Genomic DNA, 15583 nt, shown 5'->3' with positions numbered 1-15583 from the left:
ATTGTGAAAATCAATTTACAATTTCCACATCCAGCTCGTTTTGAGTTACATGCAGATATGTAATAAGGTTTCCAATAGAATCATAATTGAGAGTTATCTTTGAACTTCCATAATCCATTGGATCCTGTGATCCTCCATCCAGATTGAATTGAATTGGATCCTCATTTGTCATCAACTTAATGTAATGTTGAGTTATATTTTCCAGTGAATACTCATCATATCCTGATGTTGTATTGATCACAACGTTTGGTAATTCACTTGTGGTGTTGGAAGGTCCCCATGAGAAATCGGTGTCTGCACCATCCAGGTTTGGTGGACTATATTTCATAATGAATGATTCATTAAGCAGATCGACATTAGATATCTCATCTGCTTGTGCTCCCTCTATTGAGAATGTTTCGATTCCCTCCCAATGTTCGATATAGTCTGGCCCTACTGATGTATCCATATAGGTTACATAAAGTTCAAGCTGATCAGCACCGCTCTTTTTTTGTAAACCATAAGTTAATGTCTTGGAATCGGAAATCGCTTTTATTTCGTATTTTTTTGGGTTCAATCCCTGGGATTTTGCGGCTTCAAAATGGAAGTTAAAATCTTGTATTGGTTGGAAGTTGGATTTATTGACCTGGCCCATTTTTATATTATTAGTAAGGCTAAAGGTTCCCATCGGTGGAGTAGTATAGAATTCAATGATGGCTGTTTCGTTAGCATCATCAACTGTTGCAGTTGTGTATATTAACGTGTTAGCATAATCGGCCCAGGCGGTGTAGTATTCACTTTTAATGTATACAATGACCTTGTCATGCACAACCGGATTCTTTCTCTGGACTGACGCTGATACATTCGGATACAATATTTGAGGCTTGTTGTCGGAAGTTACCGCAATATCGAAATCACCATCTCCACTGGATGAGGATTTTCCATTAATGGTCATTATTGGTAAAGTAAGAGTAACTCCGTTGTAATGGAACTCCGGTGGTGATACCATAACTGTTCCTCCTCTTGAACCATAGTTGGACCACACACCTCCTCCTTCGTATGCTATTTTTCGATCATCTGTGGCATACTCTATAGTTCCGAGTGAACAATTGAACTCTTCCTTTGTATTATCCGTTTGGTTGATGATCTGAATAGTCATTCTTCCTTTTTCAGATTCAACCGGAGCGTTTACGTTTAAAGTCCCTCCTTCCATTGTGATGGACGTCGTTTGTAGAGGAGATTCTCCAAGCGCTACTTTACTTATACGTGAATCCAGAATTGTGAATGCCTGTTCTACTTTCTGTGCCTCGGCATCATCCTGCATTTCAGCGATCATCGGGACACTGTAGAGAACCATTACAGTAATGCAAAGGACTGTGATTGAAAAAATTAACAATGACCCTACAACAGATGAAACGGCATTACATTCACTGATTATGTTTTTTCCGCATCCCATCTGTTATCTCCGCCTTATTCAATTGTCATCTCAATTGATGATTGAAGTATGTATACGTCGATATTCTTTGCATAACTTCTGGATGCATTAACTGTGGAATTCATATGATCCATGTCCACGATTTGCATTTCCAGAGTTTCGTTCAGATAGTCTTCCCAAGCGGTATAATATGGACTTTGTATTGTTATATTAACTGCTGATACATTTTGGTATTTATAGACCTGGGGAACTGAATCCTTTTCTGCAATTACTCTTACTAGACCTTCTCCTGCAATACCATCAACACCTGTAACCAGAGTAAAAGGTATTACAAGGAGTTCATCTGAATTGATAAATTGAGGTTCCCGAACCATCACAGCTTCACCAGTTTCGTACTTTGCCCAAACTCCTGTGTTCTCATATGAGATTGTTGTATCTTCATATTGATTCTGCAATTCTCGAAGTTGTATATCTATTGGTTGAATTTCAGTTTTGGAGTTCGTAGCATTCCATGTTTCCAATTCAACATAAATTGAAGAATTTCCAGTGACCCATATTCCTCCTCCATACATTTTCAATTCTATGGACTGGGATGGAGCATGGTCAAAGACAACCTTATTTACGTTTTCCCCAAGAACTATGAAACTTTGTCTAATATTCTCTTTGTGTCCGCTTTCCTGCATGTTCTGTAGAGCAGGAAATCCTGCAACGGTTATAACAGTTATTGCAATAAGCATTATGCCAAGTATGAGCACTACATCAACTACTTCTGATACTGCATTTTCCGATTTTATTATATTTTTTCTTCCCATATATATCAGAACCTTTTAGTTGATCAGTATATCTCTATCATATTCGAAGTGCTGTTATAGGTCATGAAATGTTCCTCACTTGCACTGCTTATGGTAGTGGGAGTTACGTTAATATTTCTTGCTTCATAAGGTATTTTTACCCTTGTTTCGTCACGACCATGAGACTCAAATATCATTTCATCAGTTGAAAAATCAACAGAATAATAGTCATTTGCGACTTTCAAAGGCAACACCATCTCATATCTGATTTCACCAACTTCCCCCCCGATATTTTGGCTAGTGTTCACCAATGTTTCAATCTCTGTAATCTGGAGTGCGATGTTACTTCCATGGATCTCAAACTCTTCTCTCATGACTGTATGCTCCGCCTGGTCCATCATATCATAGGACGCATTCATAACAAGCAAAAAAGTGATAACTGTTATTGAAAAAGTAAGTATGAACCCAACAGAGGTAGCGACAGCTTCATTATCATGGAATATTTGCTTCATGTTAGATCCTCATGGTATTGTAAAAGGTATTGTCAAGTTGATCTTGTTATTGCTGGATGCAACACTTATTGTCGCATTTGTTACTTTGTATCTTTCTTCAACAAAAGAACTTCCATCTGCAAGTCCTCCGGAGATTGAGTAATATCCCATGGCATTACTTGAGTTTACAAATTTTATCATATAGGGGTCGTTTGTTGTAGATTTATTAAAATTAAAAGATGATACGCCTGTGATATTCAGCATCATGTATGTGGTTGGTGTTCTTGAATCAACAATATGATTATTTACACTTATGTTTATATGCGTACTATCGTTGTAGACTTTCATGGACCAAACTGTTCCGTTGGATTGGTTTACGAGATATACTTCATATGCATTTGACTCATCCACAAGCTTTGATGTATTTATTAACTCGATCGTGAATATGTCCGTACGATTTACATTCTTAACGACGTCCCAATCTGAGTTTCCAGAATAAAGTCCGTTCTCCGTAAAATATGCATCAGTAAGGTTACTGTCATCGAAGGATAGTGAAAGACCCCTGAATGCGTATATGGTTGATATTTCATTTGCATAGCTGTCCATATATGCTGCAATTTTTGCATCTCTGTCAGTTTCATATTTGCTATCGTTGTAAGCAGCACTTGTCGCCTCATCTGTCATTTTAGCAATGTTTGAGATCTCATAATTGCTAATATCACTGGTAGATTCCGATGCCATATTACTTGCATAGATGACATTGTTCAACATTATGGTCGTTATGACTAAAGTGAATCCTATGGCAAATGCAGCAAGTAATAACAATTGTGCGGAATCATCAAACTTTCTCATAATAACATCTCTTATTTATTTTACATGCGCCATAATGTGAGTTTCACATCTATAATGTTATATAATGCAGTTGCATTGCCATCAACATCTGGTATTCCGGTAACAGCTTCATAAGAACTTCCAACATCTGATTCAGAAAGCAATACTTTTCTTGAAACAATTACCGCGTTGTCAGATGGATCTCCATTATATATGTAGTAATTTTCAAGTTTTTCGCTGTATCTTGTGTAGTTCTCTGATTCTGAAATACTGCTATATGTGAACTCGATGTTGTGAGCAATTCCATTATCAACCAGAATAGGTTTTATGAGGTCAACTACAGGTCCCTCGAGTGAATTATTTTTATTATCATCGGATTGATAATCTGTCCCGTTCCAGACATACATCTCTCCATTCCAGTTAATGGTTTCATTTTTCAGATCAGAGTTTTGCCCATTTGAAGAATGGTCAAGTGCAGTCAACATATCTTGACCTATGATGTACATCTGGGATTCGATGTGGGCATTTGCTGTTGATGAGGTAAGGGGAGTAAGAGAAGTTGCCTGAACTGCGAATAGAATTATGACTACCATTATGGTTGCAGCCATTATGGCTTCAAGAGTGTGCATCTGTGCATCCTCTTCGCGTGTAATTCTAATTATGTTTAGATTTTTCATCTCACCACACCCTTACTGATAGTATTGCTGTTTCAGTTTCGCCGGTGACAGTATCTTCAATGAGTACAACACGCTTTGTTTGGCCAATATTGTTGGAAAGTGGAAGTGGTTCGCCCGCCATCTTGAGCATCTGTGTACTGTTCTCCAGTGTTACATTAAGGTCATATCGATGGTATTCTCCTCTCAATCCAAGATCTTCAATTTCTGTATAATAACCAGATGATAGCTTATTGTCAAAGTAATCATTAGTCTTGTTTCCATCAATCAAATTCGGTGTCCTTATATCCCCCGCACTGATCTCCTTCTCAGTGATCGAAGTAGCAACACGGTCAGCAACAAGTGTAACCTCGTCAGAATTGGACTGGAATGGAGTAAATAAACCTGCTGAATACTGGAATATGAAGAATAATGCAACAATGAATATGGTAATTCCCATAAGGTAATCGATTGTTACCTGGCCTTCGTCATTTCCTCGAAGTTTTCTTTTTAACAAATTAGGTCTTGTCATATTCTTCATCGTTCCTTTATGAGATCTCTACGGAGGCATGGAGCATTATATACCATATATCTCTGTACCATTCTTAACTTTTTTGATGTTCTTCTCAACTATTGATAGCCGGTTCTTATCTACTTTGAGTCCGGCAAGTTGTTCGATGAACCAGATAGATTTCACATGGTCATCGGGTGCAAGCTTCCAGTCGGTCTTTTCGATGTAATAATCGATGCCTTCTGCATATCGCATAAGTTCAAGCCGGACATCCTCGCTGATCCAGCCAAGTTCCTCATAGTAGGAAAGGATGTCTGCGAGGTGGTTCCTTCCGACAAGTTCCATGAGGAATTCAAGCCATTCCATGCAGAGTTTCATATTGGTGGAATTCTTTATAATATTGTTCAGCTGGATATTTTCGCCATTTGCACGGTAGCTTCTTGCTCCAAGGTTCTTGAATTCCTTCTCAACAAAATCAGTCAGTGAGACAAGTTCGTCCTTGATAAGTTGGTCCTGATTTTCTCTGTCAGCCCTGAAATCTTTGTTTGCATTGTGTGTGTTTTCCACGCTTCTTATCAGGTCAGATGTGACAGAGCGGAGTTCAAGCATGCTTTTTTGTGATTCTTCCTGAACAGCGTTCAGTGTGGAAAGAGTCTGGTCCAGTCTGTCGATACGTTTATTTGTCTCAAATATCTCTGCAGACCTTGAATTACCGAATTCTGTCAGTTTCTGCATCTGTTTGAGCATGATACTGTAAGAGCCTGTAAGTTCTGCAATGTTCTGCTCAATGGTATTGAGATCGGTTTTAAGGTCAACATTGTCGGTGTGGATACTTTCAAGTGTAACTTCGAACTCATTGAGACGCTCTTCAAGGCATTCGATCCTTTTTGTGGATTCATCGACTCTCATATTTATAATCGAGCTGAAGCTGTCCCCATCCCTTTTCATGGAGTCGATTGAGCTTTCCATTTCATTAATGGTACCTGTAAGTTCTTTGATATCCTTTCCAAGTTCTTCATTGCCTTGTTTTGAATCTGCCAGTTCTTCTTTTATTGTTCGGATCTCTTCCTGGGAGTAGCCAGGCAGGGAGTCTGTAACAGATGTCTCTGGGGATGCGGTTTTCTCAGTTACTCCGGAGTCGGTTGTGATTTCTGAAGGGGGCTGATCAGTCTGGACCTCCGGGATCCTTTGTTCAGATTCACTCTCAACATTTTGAGGTTCAATAGGGATTACTTTTCTAATATCCTCTAATGAGACCGTTTCTGCGTTATCATAGTTTGCAGGCAGGTTATTGTCGGGAGTAGTTTTCATATTCCGTTCAACCACATTAGGGGTAGTTTCCTCTTCTTTTTCTTCTGGTTCAGGAGGTTGCCACTCTTCCATGCGATCGATCAGCTTTTTTTTGTGAGTGAAACGTTTGAATGTTTTTTTGATTATTGTTAGAAGTCCGTTCTCGTTCCGGATGGCTTCTTCTGCTTCATTTTCAGCAGCTTGTGGGATTTCGTTTTCACTCATTGATCCCATGTCAGGCGTTGCCGGAGGGAATAGTGGTATTCCTGAGTTCTGAACCTTTTCCGGACTAACGGTCTTTTGATCAATAGCTTCAGTTTGTGTTAATGGGGAATTAATTGGCATGTCCGACATGGCTTCGAAAGGATTCCTTCCTGACATTTGAACTGGCCCATTAGTTCCATCATTGGGGGTAAAATTATCTCCATATTGTAAAAAGGATGATTTAACGTCTTCATTTTCGACGGGTAGTTCAGGTTCGAACAAAGGCAATGGTCTTTTTCTCAATCCTGTGTTATCCTTAGTCTGGTCAGTTTCGCTTTCCTGCAAAGCGATAGGTTTTCCAGGTTCATCAATTCCCCTTTCATTATCATAAGAAATAGCTGGTTTCGAATTGTTCTGAAATGGGTTATGATTTTCAATTCCGTCTATGATGGGAATTTCCGGTTTTGGATCTTGTTGACCTACTGGATTAATGCTTATGGTTTCATCTGCAACAGTTGCGATGTTCTGGTTACTCTGGTCACCTATGGGAGTAACGGTTGCATTTTCCGGAAACACAGCTCCAGCTGTAGCTCCTGTTCCAAAAGGAGGTGTTTTTCCTTTTTCTTTTCCAATTCCCCACGGTGATTCACTCATTGCAGACCAACTTTTGAGATCGATAAAATTGCTTTCCGGGGCCTGTAAGCTTGAGATAAGTCTTATACATCCTCAGATAATGCACGATCCTATTAAATTTGCATAGCTCTGCTTATTATATGTTTGATTTTTATTTAAGGCTTACTGATTATTATAATGATGAGTGTTTCAAACTGTATGACACTCTTATAACTTACAGGTTCAGATAGTCCTTAATATTAAAGTAAATTAAAAGATAGCCCAGGACCAGCATACCAAGTGAAACTATCCATGCCCATCTCAGTATGCGAGCAAGGTTCTCGGGCTGAGTTAAAATAAAAAAAAGTCTGTCGGCCATATTTGGCCGATCAGAGGATTTCTGCTGCATGAGAAAGCCTTATGCTTTGATCCTCTTCAAGCGGAATGTGTTCTCTCTTTCCATTTCTTCAAGACGGAGACTGATGAAGCTCATGGATTCCTTCAGTTCAGGTATGACCTTGAACTCAAGTGCATTGACACGCCTCTTTGTTTTTTCGATATCATCGAGAAGCTTCTTCATGGTTGTTTCGATCTCTGCTGCCAGAATGATCTTCTCAACCAGAACTTCATATGAATCGACGGCTTCGTCAATGTAAGAGCTTGTTCCAAGAATTCCGTATCCGCGCTTGTTTATGGGTTTACGCACACTTGAGGATTCGATCTTTGGCACTACTACACCCATGATGTTGTGGCTTTCGAGCTCGATCTGTGGTGCATCTTTCATTGCAAATGCTGTGGATTTGACAGTTATTCTGCCTTCCACAGATTCTGCGATACCGATCTGCTCATTGGCCCTTTCATAGGCAGCATCCAACTCAGAGCGTACATCCTTTGCTTTGCTTAAGATATCAAAGAACTCAAGGATAAGGCCATCTCTCTTCATTTTCAGCAGCTTGTGGCCACCTTCTGAGAGCTTGATCTTCTTCTTTAGTTCAATGAGTTCTGATCGAGTTGGTTTAACGTCTTTTGCGCCCATTATAGATCCCTCGCTACAGCATCACTCGCTGGTCTTGTGAGCAGGGTGGTACTTGTCAATGTACTTGTTATCGATCCTTGAAAGCTGTGCTTCAGGCATCTCTGAAAGGATCTCCCATGCGATTCTAAGTGTGTCATCGATGGAACGGTCCTCATCTCTGCTCTGGCGCACGAATCTGTCTTCGAACAGATCTGCGAACTCAAGGATTGTCCTGTCTCTTTCGGACAATGCTTCTTTACCGACGATAGCAACAAGTCCACGAAGGTCACGACCTTCTGCGTATGCTGCATACATCTGGTCAGATACTGCCTTGTGGTCATCCCTTGTCTTTCCATCTCCTATACCGGAGTTCATAAGACGGGAAAGTGATGGCAATACATTGATTGGTGGGTAGATACCCTTCCTGTGAAGTTCACGGGAAACCACGATCTGTCCTTCGGTGATGTAACCGGAAAGGTCAGGGATCGGGTGAGTGATATCGTCACCAGGCATTGTAAGGATAGAGAACTGAGTAACAGATCCCTTAAGGCCTTTGATAACACCTGCTCTCTCATAGAGGGATGCAAGGTCAGTGTACATGTAACCTGGGTAACCACGTCTTCCTGGAACCTCTTCTCTTGCTGCGCCCATCTGACGGAGTGCTTCACAGTAGTTTGTGATATCTGTCAGGATTACGAGTACGTGCATGTCATGCTCGTAAGCAAGGTATTCTGCAGCTGTAAGAGCCATCCTTGGAGTTGTGATACGCTCGACAGCAGGGTCATCTGCAAGGTTAAGGAAAACAACAGCCCTTTCAAGAGCACCTGTCTTCTCGAAGTCCTCCATGAAGTACTGTGCTTCTTCGTTGGTGATACCCATTGCAGCGAAAACTACTGCGAAATCTTCATCGCTTCCAGGAACCTTTGCCTGCCTTGCGATCTGAAGTGCGATCTCGTTGTGTGGCAGACCTGATCCGGAGAAGATAGGAAGTTTCTGTCCCCTTACAAGACTGTTTGTACCATCGATTGTGGAGATACCTGTCTGGATAAAGTCTTCTGGTGGCATCCTGGAATATGGGTTCATTGATGCACCATTGATGTCCACTTTCTCGTCAGGGACGATACGTGGTCCACCATCGAGTGGTTCACCTGATCCTGAGAGGATCCTTCCAAGCATATCCTTTGATACAGGGAGCTTGATGGTTTCGCCACTGAAGACAACACCGGATTCCTCGTTGAGTCCTCCTGTACCTTCGAAAACCTGAACAACTACCATGTCTGCAGATGTGTCAAGAACCTGACCTCTCTTGGTGGTTCCATCAGGCAGGTTGATGTGAACAAGTTCATTATAGCCTACAGGTTCTGTCTTCTCAAGGAAAACAAGAGGTCCGGAAACCTCTACGATCGTTTTGTATTCTTTGGTCATGTTCAGTTGCCTCCGAGCTGAGCAAATTCTTCATCCATCTTTGCCATGACTTTTTCAAGTTCTCCGTCGAAATCTTCTTCGAACTTGACCTTTGCAAGTTCATCCTTTGATTCGATGGAGATGATCTTGTTCATTGGGATTCCTGAGTCAAGTGCAGCTGTTGCCATTTCACCATACTTTGTGATAGATTTGAGAAGCTTGTACTGCTTGTCAAATGGACAGTATGTGTCAACAGGGTGGAACGCATTCTGCTGGAGGAAGTATTCCCTTACCATACGTGCGATCTCGAGTGTCAACTGCTGGTCTTCCGGAAGTGCGTCTGAACCGACGAGCTGGACGATCTCCTGAAGTTCGGATTCCTGCTGCAAAAGGTCCATTGCATTATCCCTGAGGTCAGTCCAGTCAGCTGCGACGTTCTCGGAGAACCAGTCTGCAAGACCCTGGGTGTACAGACTGTAACTTGTCAGCCAGTTAATGGATGGGAAGTGTCTTCTCTGTGAGAGCTTTGCGTCAAGAGCCCAGAACACTTTAACGATACGAAGTGTGTTCTGTGTGACTGGCTCGGAGAAGTCACCACCAGGTGGTGATACTGCGCCAATGACTGTAATTGAACCGTCAAGTCCTGCAAGTGAGTTCACGGAACCTGCACGCTCATAGAACTCTGAGAGCCTTGCTGAAAGGTATGCTGGATAACCTTCTTCTCCAGGCATCTCTTCAAGCCTTGATGAGATCTCTCTCATTGCTTCTGCCCATCTTGAGCTTGAGTCAGCCATGAGTGATACATCGTATCCCATGTCTCTGTAATATTCTGCAATTGTGATTCCGGTGTAAACAGATGCTTCACGAGCAGCTACAGGCATGTTGGATGTGTTTGCGATAAGAACTGTCCTCTCCATGAGTGGACGTCCGGTCTTTGGATCTTCGAGTTCAGGGAACTCGTTCAATACCTCAGCCATCTCATTACCGCGCTCTCCACAACCAATGTAGACCACAATATCTGTGTCACTCCATTTTGCGAGCTGCTGCTGTGTAACTGTCTTTCCTGATCCGAATGGACCTGGAATTGCAGCGGTACCGCCCTTTGCGACAGGGAACATACCATCAAGGATCCTCTGACCTGTGATCAGTGGCTTGGTTGGCATGAGCTTCTTAGCTACAGGACGTGGTCCTCGTACTGGCCACTTCTGCATCATTGGAAGCTCGGTTCCATCAGCGAGCACACATACAGTTTCGTCGACCGTGAAGCTTCCGCTCTTGATCTCTTCGACTGTACCTGATACTGTTGGTGGGACCATGATCTTGTGTTCGATGTTTGCTGTTTCCTGAACAACACCAATAACACTTCCACCTTCTACAGCATCGCCTTTGCTTACTGTTGGTGTGAATTCCCATTTCCTGTCACGGTTAAGTCCGTTTGCAGTTACTCCTCTCTCAATGAAGTTGCCCATCTTTTCCTGCAACACCTGGAGAGGTCTCTGAATACCATCATAAATACTTTCTAATAATCCGGGTCCAAGTTCCACGGATAAAGGCATACCAGTGTTCACTACAGGTTCTCCCGGCCTGATACCGGATGTATCCTCATATACCTGAACAGTGGCTTTTTCGCCTTCGATCCTGATGACTTCTCCCATCAGTCCTTCGTGACCTACCTTGACCACATCGTACATTTTTGGTTTAATACCTATAATTGTGACGACCGGTCCTGCCACGCGATAAATTTCACCATTTACTTCCACAGATCTACACCTACCGATTGTTTTATCTTTTCCCTTAAATTTGAGCTTTCACCAGTTCCTCCGAGAGTAACGACTGTTGGCTCAACAGACTCACTTAGCGTGTCTCTCAAAATTTCCGGTAGTTTGTTAACGTCATCGCCATGCATGACAAATATTCCGACATCAGAATCCTCGAGGACCTTTGTGACCACGGATTCTAACTCATCATCATTGGCTTCGTATATCTTCTTGACACCAGCCAGCCTGAATCCTGTAACAAACTCGCTGTTACCTACTACTGCTAATTCCATTAGATCACCAACTGGTTCCTGATAATTTCTTCATCAAGGTTTGCTGCCTTTCCGCGCATAATAATACGCAAGTTGTTAACCTCGTTCTTTTTGTTCAGGATATAATCCATGATTGGAACAATAGAAAGTGGATACATATGTGAAAAGCTTGTAGCTGACTTGATGTTGTACTTTGTGAGTTGGGTTTCCAGCTCCACCAATGATTCCATTTCAGGTTTCACAATGTCGGAAATGTCCTCCCAACAAGGATACTTCTCAAGTGACTGTACAAAATCACTAAATGAAAGTGGCAATAGCCTTTCGATCTCTTTCTTGCTTATATGAAGCCCGCCATCAAGTATAAGTTCTGCAATTTCATCCTCTTCGACACCGGCATTCTTTAACCTGAAAAGAGTGCTCAGGTTCTTGCTGTCGATCTCAGTACGAATGAGCTTTGCGAACAGTTTACTATCCTTTGATTTTGGATTTCCTAATGCATAGAACAAGCCGTCATAGTACATCTTGTCAAGCTGGTTTTCAATAGCAGAGAGGTTTGTACCATCATAACCTTTCAATGTCGGGTAATAATCGGTTCCACTGAGAGCATCGATGACGCTTTCATAGGATTCTTTTTCTGCAAGGCTTGACAAAAATGAATAAGACAGTTGTCCGGCGGAAACAATGCTATCGTTGATCTCTTCTACTGATGCACCACAGTACTTTCCACGCAGGATTGTCTTGATGCTCCAGATATCATATTTCTTAAGATATTCAGAGATCAGGAAGTTAAGTTCCCCTTCTGAGATACTGATAAGCTTTGTAAATGTGACTGCAAGGTTCCTGTTCAATGCGTGCTCGAACAAGTCCACGCCGTCGTATACTCTTGCCAGTTCATCGACATCCTGTTTGTACTGTGACTCTTCAATGAAACGGGTGATCTCGTCGATACCCATGTTCATAAGTCGGGGATAGGTTTCCTTTGGAAGAAGATTGCTCTTCATTGCCCGAACACGTGCAGTCACGTAAGCGTAGTTAGAGCCACCACTTCCGCCCTGTTTCGGACTACTTTTTCCTCTGAATTTTTGCAAAAGCCGCATTTAAAAATCACCCGAACAAGATATCAGATGTCTGTTTCAATGATTGCTCATTAACGTTCTTCAGGATTATGTCGTATGTATAATCCAGACGAACTGTTCCATCGTCGTTCTCAATGACAACTCCGCCAATACAGTTGATATTGCCGGCATATTCAAGTGAGGACAACTTTCTGACAAGTTCTTCAGAGTCTTTGTTTGAATATATCTTGCTGCCATTGGCTTCATTCTGTTCGATGATGGCCTTTAACAGTTCTTCCTGTTTTGCTTCAGGAAGTGATACTATAGACTCCTCTGCATTGTTGTATACTTTGTCAAGGACTTCTTTGCGGGCATTAAGCATTGCACGTTTGACTTCCAGGTTTGCGCTGGATGTCTCTTGCTGGCGTAATCTTGCAATATCATCTTCTGCTTTTGCCAGACGGTCACCCATGATGTTCTTTGCATTCTGCCTTGCTTCATCAAGTATCTGAGATACTTCTGCATCAGCATCTGCATTGATCATGGTAACTTCTGCCTGTGCGGCATCCATGATATCTTTAATAACTGTTTCGAGTCCCATGCTCTGACACCTTCAAAGAATTTAAGAGCAAAAAATGCTCTCAAATTAACTTAGCTGATAAGCAGTGCGACGACAAGTCCGAAAATGACGATTGTCTCTGGAATTACAGTAAGGATCAAACCTTTACCGAACAGGCTCTCGTTTTCTGCCATTGCACCGATTGCTGCTGATCCGATATCCTTTTCTGCAATACCGGATGCAAGTCCTGTAAGTCCTACTGCGAGTCCTGCTCCGATTGCCTTTAATCCTGCTGGGTCCATCATTGTTGCTGTTGTTGCTGCGTCTACCATTTGTTTATTCCTCCGTGTATTTTCTTATATATCCGAATGGGTTGTATTTTCTTCCGCCACCTTCGTAGAATTTTCCGAAGAACTCTACATACTGCAACCTGAGTGCATGTAATCCGGGGGCTATTATACTCAGGACTGTGTTTAAAGCATGTCCGAATATGAATACGAGTATTGCACCAATAGCTGCCACGATCCCACCCTGGGACCAGATCATATCAAATGCTATGAGGTTGACAGTTGATGCAATATAAATTGATGACAATCCTACTGCGATTAAACGAGTGTAGGAAAGTGCATTACTTAAAAGTGCAGGTAATTCGATAACTGCTATTGCGCCTTCTCCTTTTATGAGCATGACTAATCCTATGAGGAACACTATGATTCCTATTACCTGTGTAGGTGCAATACCGGTGTAACCGAGCACTGCCAGAGCTATTCCAAGTTCTACTACAATCCAGCTTCCTTTTTCAAGCATCGCTGCAGTAAAACCGTGGTTTCTCTTCTCGTTTATAAATCCAAGTATGTATCCAAAATTGATATGAAGCAGACCAATAAGTGCTGTTGCAATGATCATTGTCATAACAAGATGTGTACGGTGTATTGGATATGTAATAGGTTCTCCTGCGATAGGGGTTGTGAACAGTGTTATTGTTTCAAATCCTGCGATCAGTCCAGGTATTGAGCCATGGTCTGTGTGCAGGCTTGCGAGTGGGAATCCAAGGAATTCAGCATATAGGATTCCAAATATCAATGTTGATATCTGACAGTAGATAAGTACGTTCATCAGAGGTTTCACTGCATCTGAATTTACCATCTTCTTGATCGCAACTGCAAGTGTCAGAAGGATCAATGCATATCCGATATCTCCAAGGATCATACCATAGAAAAGTGGGAATGATAAGAATATCAGGGCAGTTGGATCAATTTCCTTGTATTTTGGACGTGCATAAAGGTCCATAATCTCCTGGAATGGTCGTGTTACCTTTGGATTATCATATTCAATAGGTATGATGTCAGTATCTTTCTTTTCGATCTCCTGTACTGATACATAAGCTCGTCCGTTAGTTGCAGTGTTTACAATATTCTCTAGCTTTGAAACGCTGTCTGCCGGAACCCATCCATCAACGATGAATGTGTGCTCGGATGTTGCGATCTTGACTGGAGCTTCTGCTTTCTCGGCTTTAATAGAAAGTACTTCGTCACTGGCAAGTATGAATTCTGAATATTTATCTTTGATCGCCTGCATATCTGTTTCCAGTGCATCGATCTGTTTCTGGATGTTTGCTTCCTCAGATGCAAAGCCTGCGATCAAAGTCTGCGGCTTTCCACTGATTTCAGGGATTCTAAGCTCTCTGTATTCAAAGTTTGAAAGTACCTCTGAGGTCTTTGCTTCATCCTCTTTTTTGACAAACAATACTACAGTTCCGGAATTGTGGTCATATTCCATCTCGTAGGCAGATGTTACCTTTGAAATGGCAGGACCTACATCTTCCTTGACAGTACCTGCAAAGACTGCTATATTCTCGTAGTTACGATACAATTCCATGTCGATCGGAATTGCTGAGAATGGGGCAAGGTCTTTTTTCAGTGTTTCAAGTTCCTTTAATTTAGATTCCAGTTCTGATCTCTTTTCTGTCTTTTCAGTGACCTCTGTATCCAGCTTTTCAAGTTTGGAATCAAGGTCGCTTATAACAGTGCTTTCTTTCTGCTTTGGTGCATCTGATTTAGAGATGCCAAGGAAAGATGAAATGGATCTTAACTGTACAATCTTTTTGGAAACTTCACCTGCGTTTTCGAAAGGTCTGCCAAGTTTGAGTCCGGAACCATCCTCATTGTAGTCCTCAAGGTGGAATAAATTGGTGCCATGGAGAGCCTCAATTGTTTCTTCCATGATTTCCTTGTGACCGACAATGATGGCACGACTCATCTCTTTTGGCTTAAGCATGAATTGCCCTCTCAAACTCGCTGATTAAGTTCTCAACGGCCTTGTCAATGTTAGCTTCAGCATTCTTACCGATGGATGAAGCTTCGTTGTTACCGTTGCTGATAATTTTGTCAGATTCTTGTTTTATTGTTTCTTCAGCAGATCTAAGTGCACTCTGTGCGGATTTTGTCGCATCAGATTCTGCCTCCTTGATGATCTCTCTGGCTTCAGCACGAGCATTCATAATGCGCTCGTTCTTACTTTTAAGCCCTTCCTCCACCATTTTGGCCGCACTTTGTTCTGCTTCCTTTATTTCGGATAATATTTTATCTTTGGCCATATAAATCCTCAATATGTCGATAAACTGTTTACTTAGCGCGTGATTTACCCACCCCTATAGCAAACATGCATATAAGTTATTCGGTTCCACCTTTCTGATTGCGGAAATGTTAATAATTTATCATGACT

The 15583-nt window shown here is 41.8% G+C and carries 16 protein-coding genes; all 16 read right to left on the bottom strand.

Translation table 11 applies throughout. The features are described 5' to 3' along the window. Window positions 1-10: 10 nt before the first annotated feature. Window positions 11-1435, bottom strand: coding sequence for a DUF7289 family protein (locus tag WOA13_RS06640; RefSeq protein ID WP_342127156.1), 1425 nt, complete (start codon window positions 1433-1435; stop codon window positions 11-13). 14 nt (window positions 1436-1449) lie between these two features. Next, on the bottom strand, window positions 1450-2226 hold the full coding sequence (locus tag WOA13_RS06635; protein WP_342127155.1) for a DUF7289 family protein: 777 nt from the start codon (window positions 2224-2226) through the stop codon (window positions 1450-1452). Window positions 2227-2249: 23 nt separating this feature from the next. Further along, a complete protein-coding gene (locus tag WOA13_RS06630; RefSeq protein ID WP_342127154.1) occupies window positions 2250-2717 on the bottom strand; it encodes a DUF7266 family protein in 468 nt (155 codons plus the stop codon). 9 nt (window positions 2718-2726) lie between these two features. Then, window positions 2727-3548 carry a hypothetical protein gene (locus WOA13_RS06625; protein WP_342127153.1) on the bottom strand — a complete coding sequence of 274 codons (822 nt, stop codon included), beginning with the start codon at window positions 3546-3548 and terminating at the stop codon, window positions 2727-2729. Between the two features lie 20 nt (window positions 3549-3568). Continuing rightward, complete coding sequence (locus WOA13_RS06620) at window positions 3569-4204, bottom strand: DUF7288 family protein (protein WP_342127152.1); 636 nt, start codon at window positions 4202-4204, stop codon at window positions 3569-3571. A 1-nt stretch (window position 4205) separates the two neighbouring features. Continuing rightward, on the bottom strand, window positions 4206-4712 hold the full coding sequence (locus tag WOA13_RS06615; RefSeq protein ID WP_342127151.1) for a DUF7287 family protein: 507 nt from the start codon (window positions 4710-4712) through the stop codon (window positions 4206-4208). A gap of 45 nt (window positions 4713-4757) precedes the next feature. Next, window positions 4758-6839: a FlaD/FlaE family flagellar protein gene (locus WOA13_RS06610; RefSeq protein WP_342127150.1), complete on the bottom strand. Its 2082-nt coding sequence runs from the start codon at window positions 6837-6839 to the stop codon at window positions 4758-4760. A gap of 376 nt (window positions 6840-7215) precedes the next feature. Next, window positions 7216-7833, bottom strand: coding sequence for a V-type ATP synthase subunit D (locus WOA13_RS06605; RefSeq protein WP_342127149.1), 618 nt, complete (start codon window positions 7831-7833; stop codon window positions 7216-7218). A gap of 21 nt (window positions 7834-7854) precedes the next feature. Then, entirely contained in the window at window positions 7855-9237 is a 1383-nt protein-coding gene (locus WOA13_RS06600) for an ATP synthase subunit B (RefSeq protein ID WP_048205807.1), read from the bottom strand. 2 nt (window positions 9238-9239) lie between these two features. After that, a complete protein-coding gene (locus WOA13_RS06595) occupies window positions 9240-10976 on the bottom strand; it encodes an ATP synthase subunit A (protein WP_342127147.1) in 1737 nt (578 codons plus the stop codon). After that, window positions 10967-11266 (bottom strand): V-type ATP synthase subunit F, encoded by a 300-nt coding sequence (locus WOA13_RS06590; protein ID WP_048205805.1) that lies wholly within the window; start codon window positions 11264-11266, stop codon window positions 10967-10969. Before WOA13_RS06590 ends, WOA13_RS06595 begins: the two co-directional genes overlap by 10 nt. Continuing rightward, window positions 11266-12342, bottom strand: coding sequence for a V-type ATP synthase subunit C (locus WOA13_RS06585; RefSeq protein WP_342127146.1), 1077 nt, complete (start codon window positions 12340-12342; stop codon window positions 11266-11268). Before WOA13_RS06585 ends, WOA13_RS06590 begins: the two co-directional genes overlap by 1 nt. Window positions 12343-12349: 7 nt before the next feature. Further along, a complete protein-coding gene (locus WOA13_RS06580) occupies window positions 12350-12901 on the bottom strand; it encodes a V-type ATP synthase subunit E (protein ID WP_342127145.1) in 552 nt (183 codons plus the stop codon). A gap of 50 nt (window positions 12902-12951) precedes the next feature. Further along, window positions 12952-13191 (bottom strand): ATP synthase, encoded by a 240-nt coding sequence (locus WOA13_RS06575; RefSeq protein ID WP_048205802.1) that lies wholly within the window; start codon window positions 13189-13191, stop codon window positions 12952-12954. Window positions 13192-13195: 4 nt separating this feature from the next. Then, window positions 13196-15136, bottom strand: coding sequence for a V-type ATP synthase subunit I (locus tag WOA13_RS06570; RefSeq protein ID WP_342127144.1), 1941 nt, complete (start codon window positions 15134-15136; stop codon window positions 13196-13198). Next, window positions 15129-15455 (bottom strand): ATP synthase archaeal subunit H, encoded by a 327-nt coding sequence (gene ahaH, locus WOA13_RS06565; RefSeq protein ID WP_342127143.1) that lies wholly within the window; start codon window positions 15453-15455, stop codon window positions 15129-15131. The genes WOA13_RS06570 and ahaH overlap by 8 nt, the downstream gene beginning before the upstream one ends. Window positions 15456-15583 lie beyond the last annotated feature (128 nt).

This window comes from Methanococcoides sp. LMO-2 (assembly GCF_038432375.1).
GTDB classification, from domain to species: Archaea; Halobacteriota; Methanosarcinia; order Methanosarcinales; family Methanosarcinaceae; genus Methanococcoides; species Methanococcoides cohabitans.
Note: the sequence above shows the minus strand (reverse complement) of the source record. Positions and strands in the feature narration are given on the sequence as shown.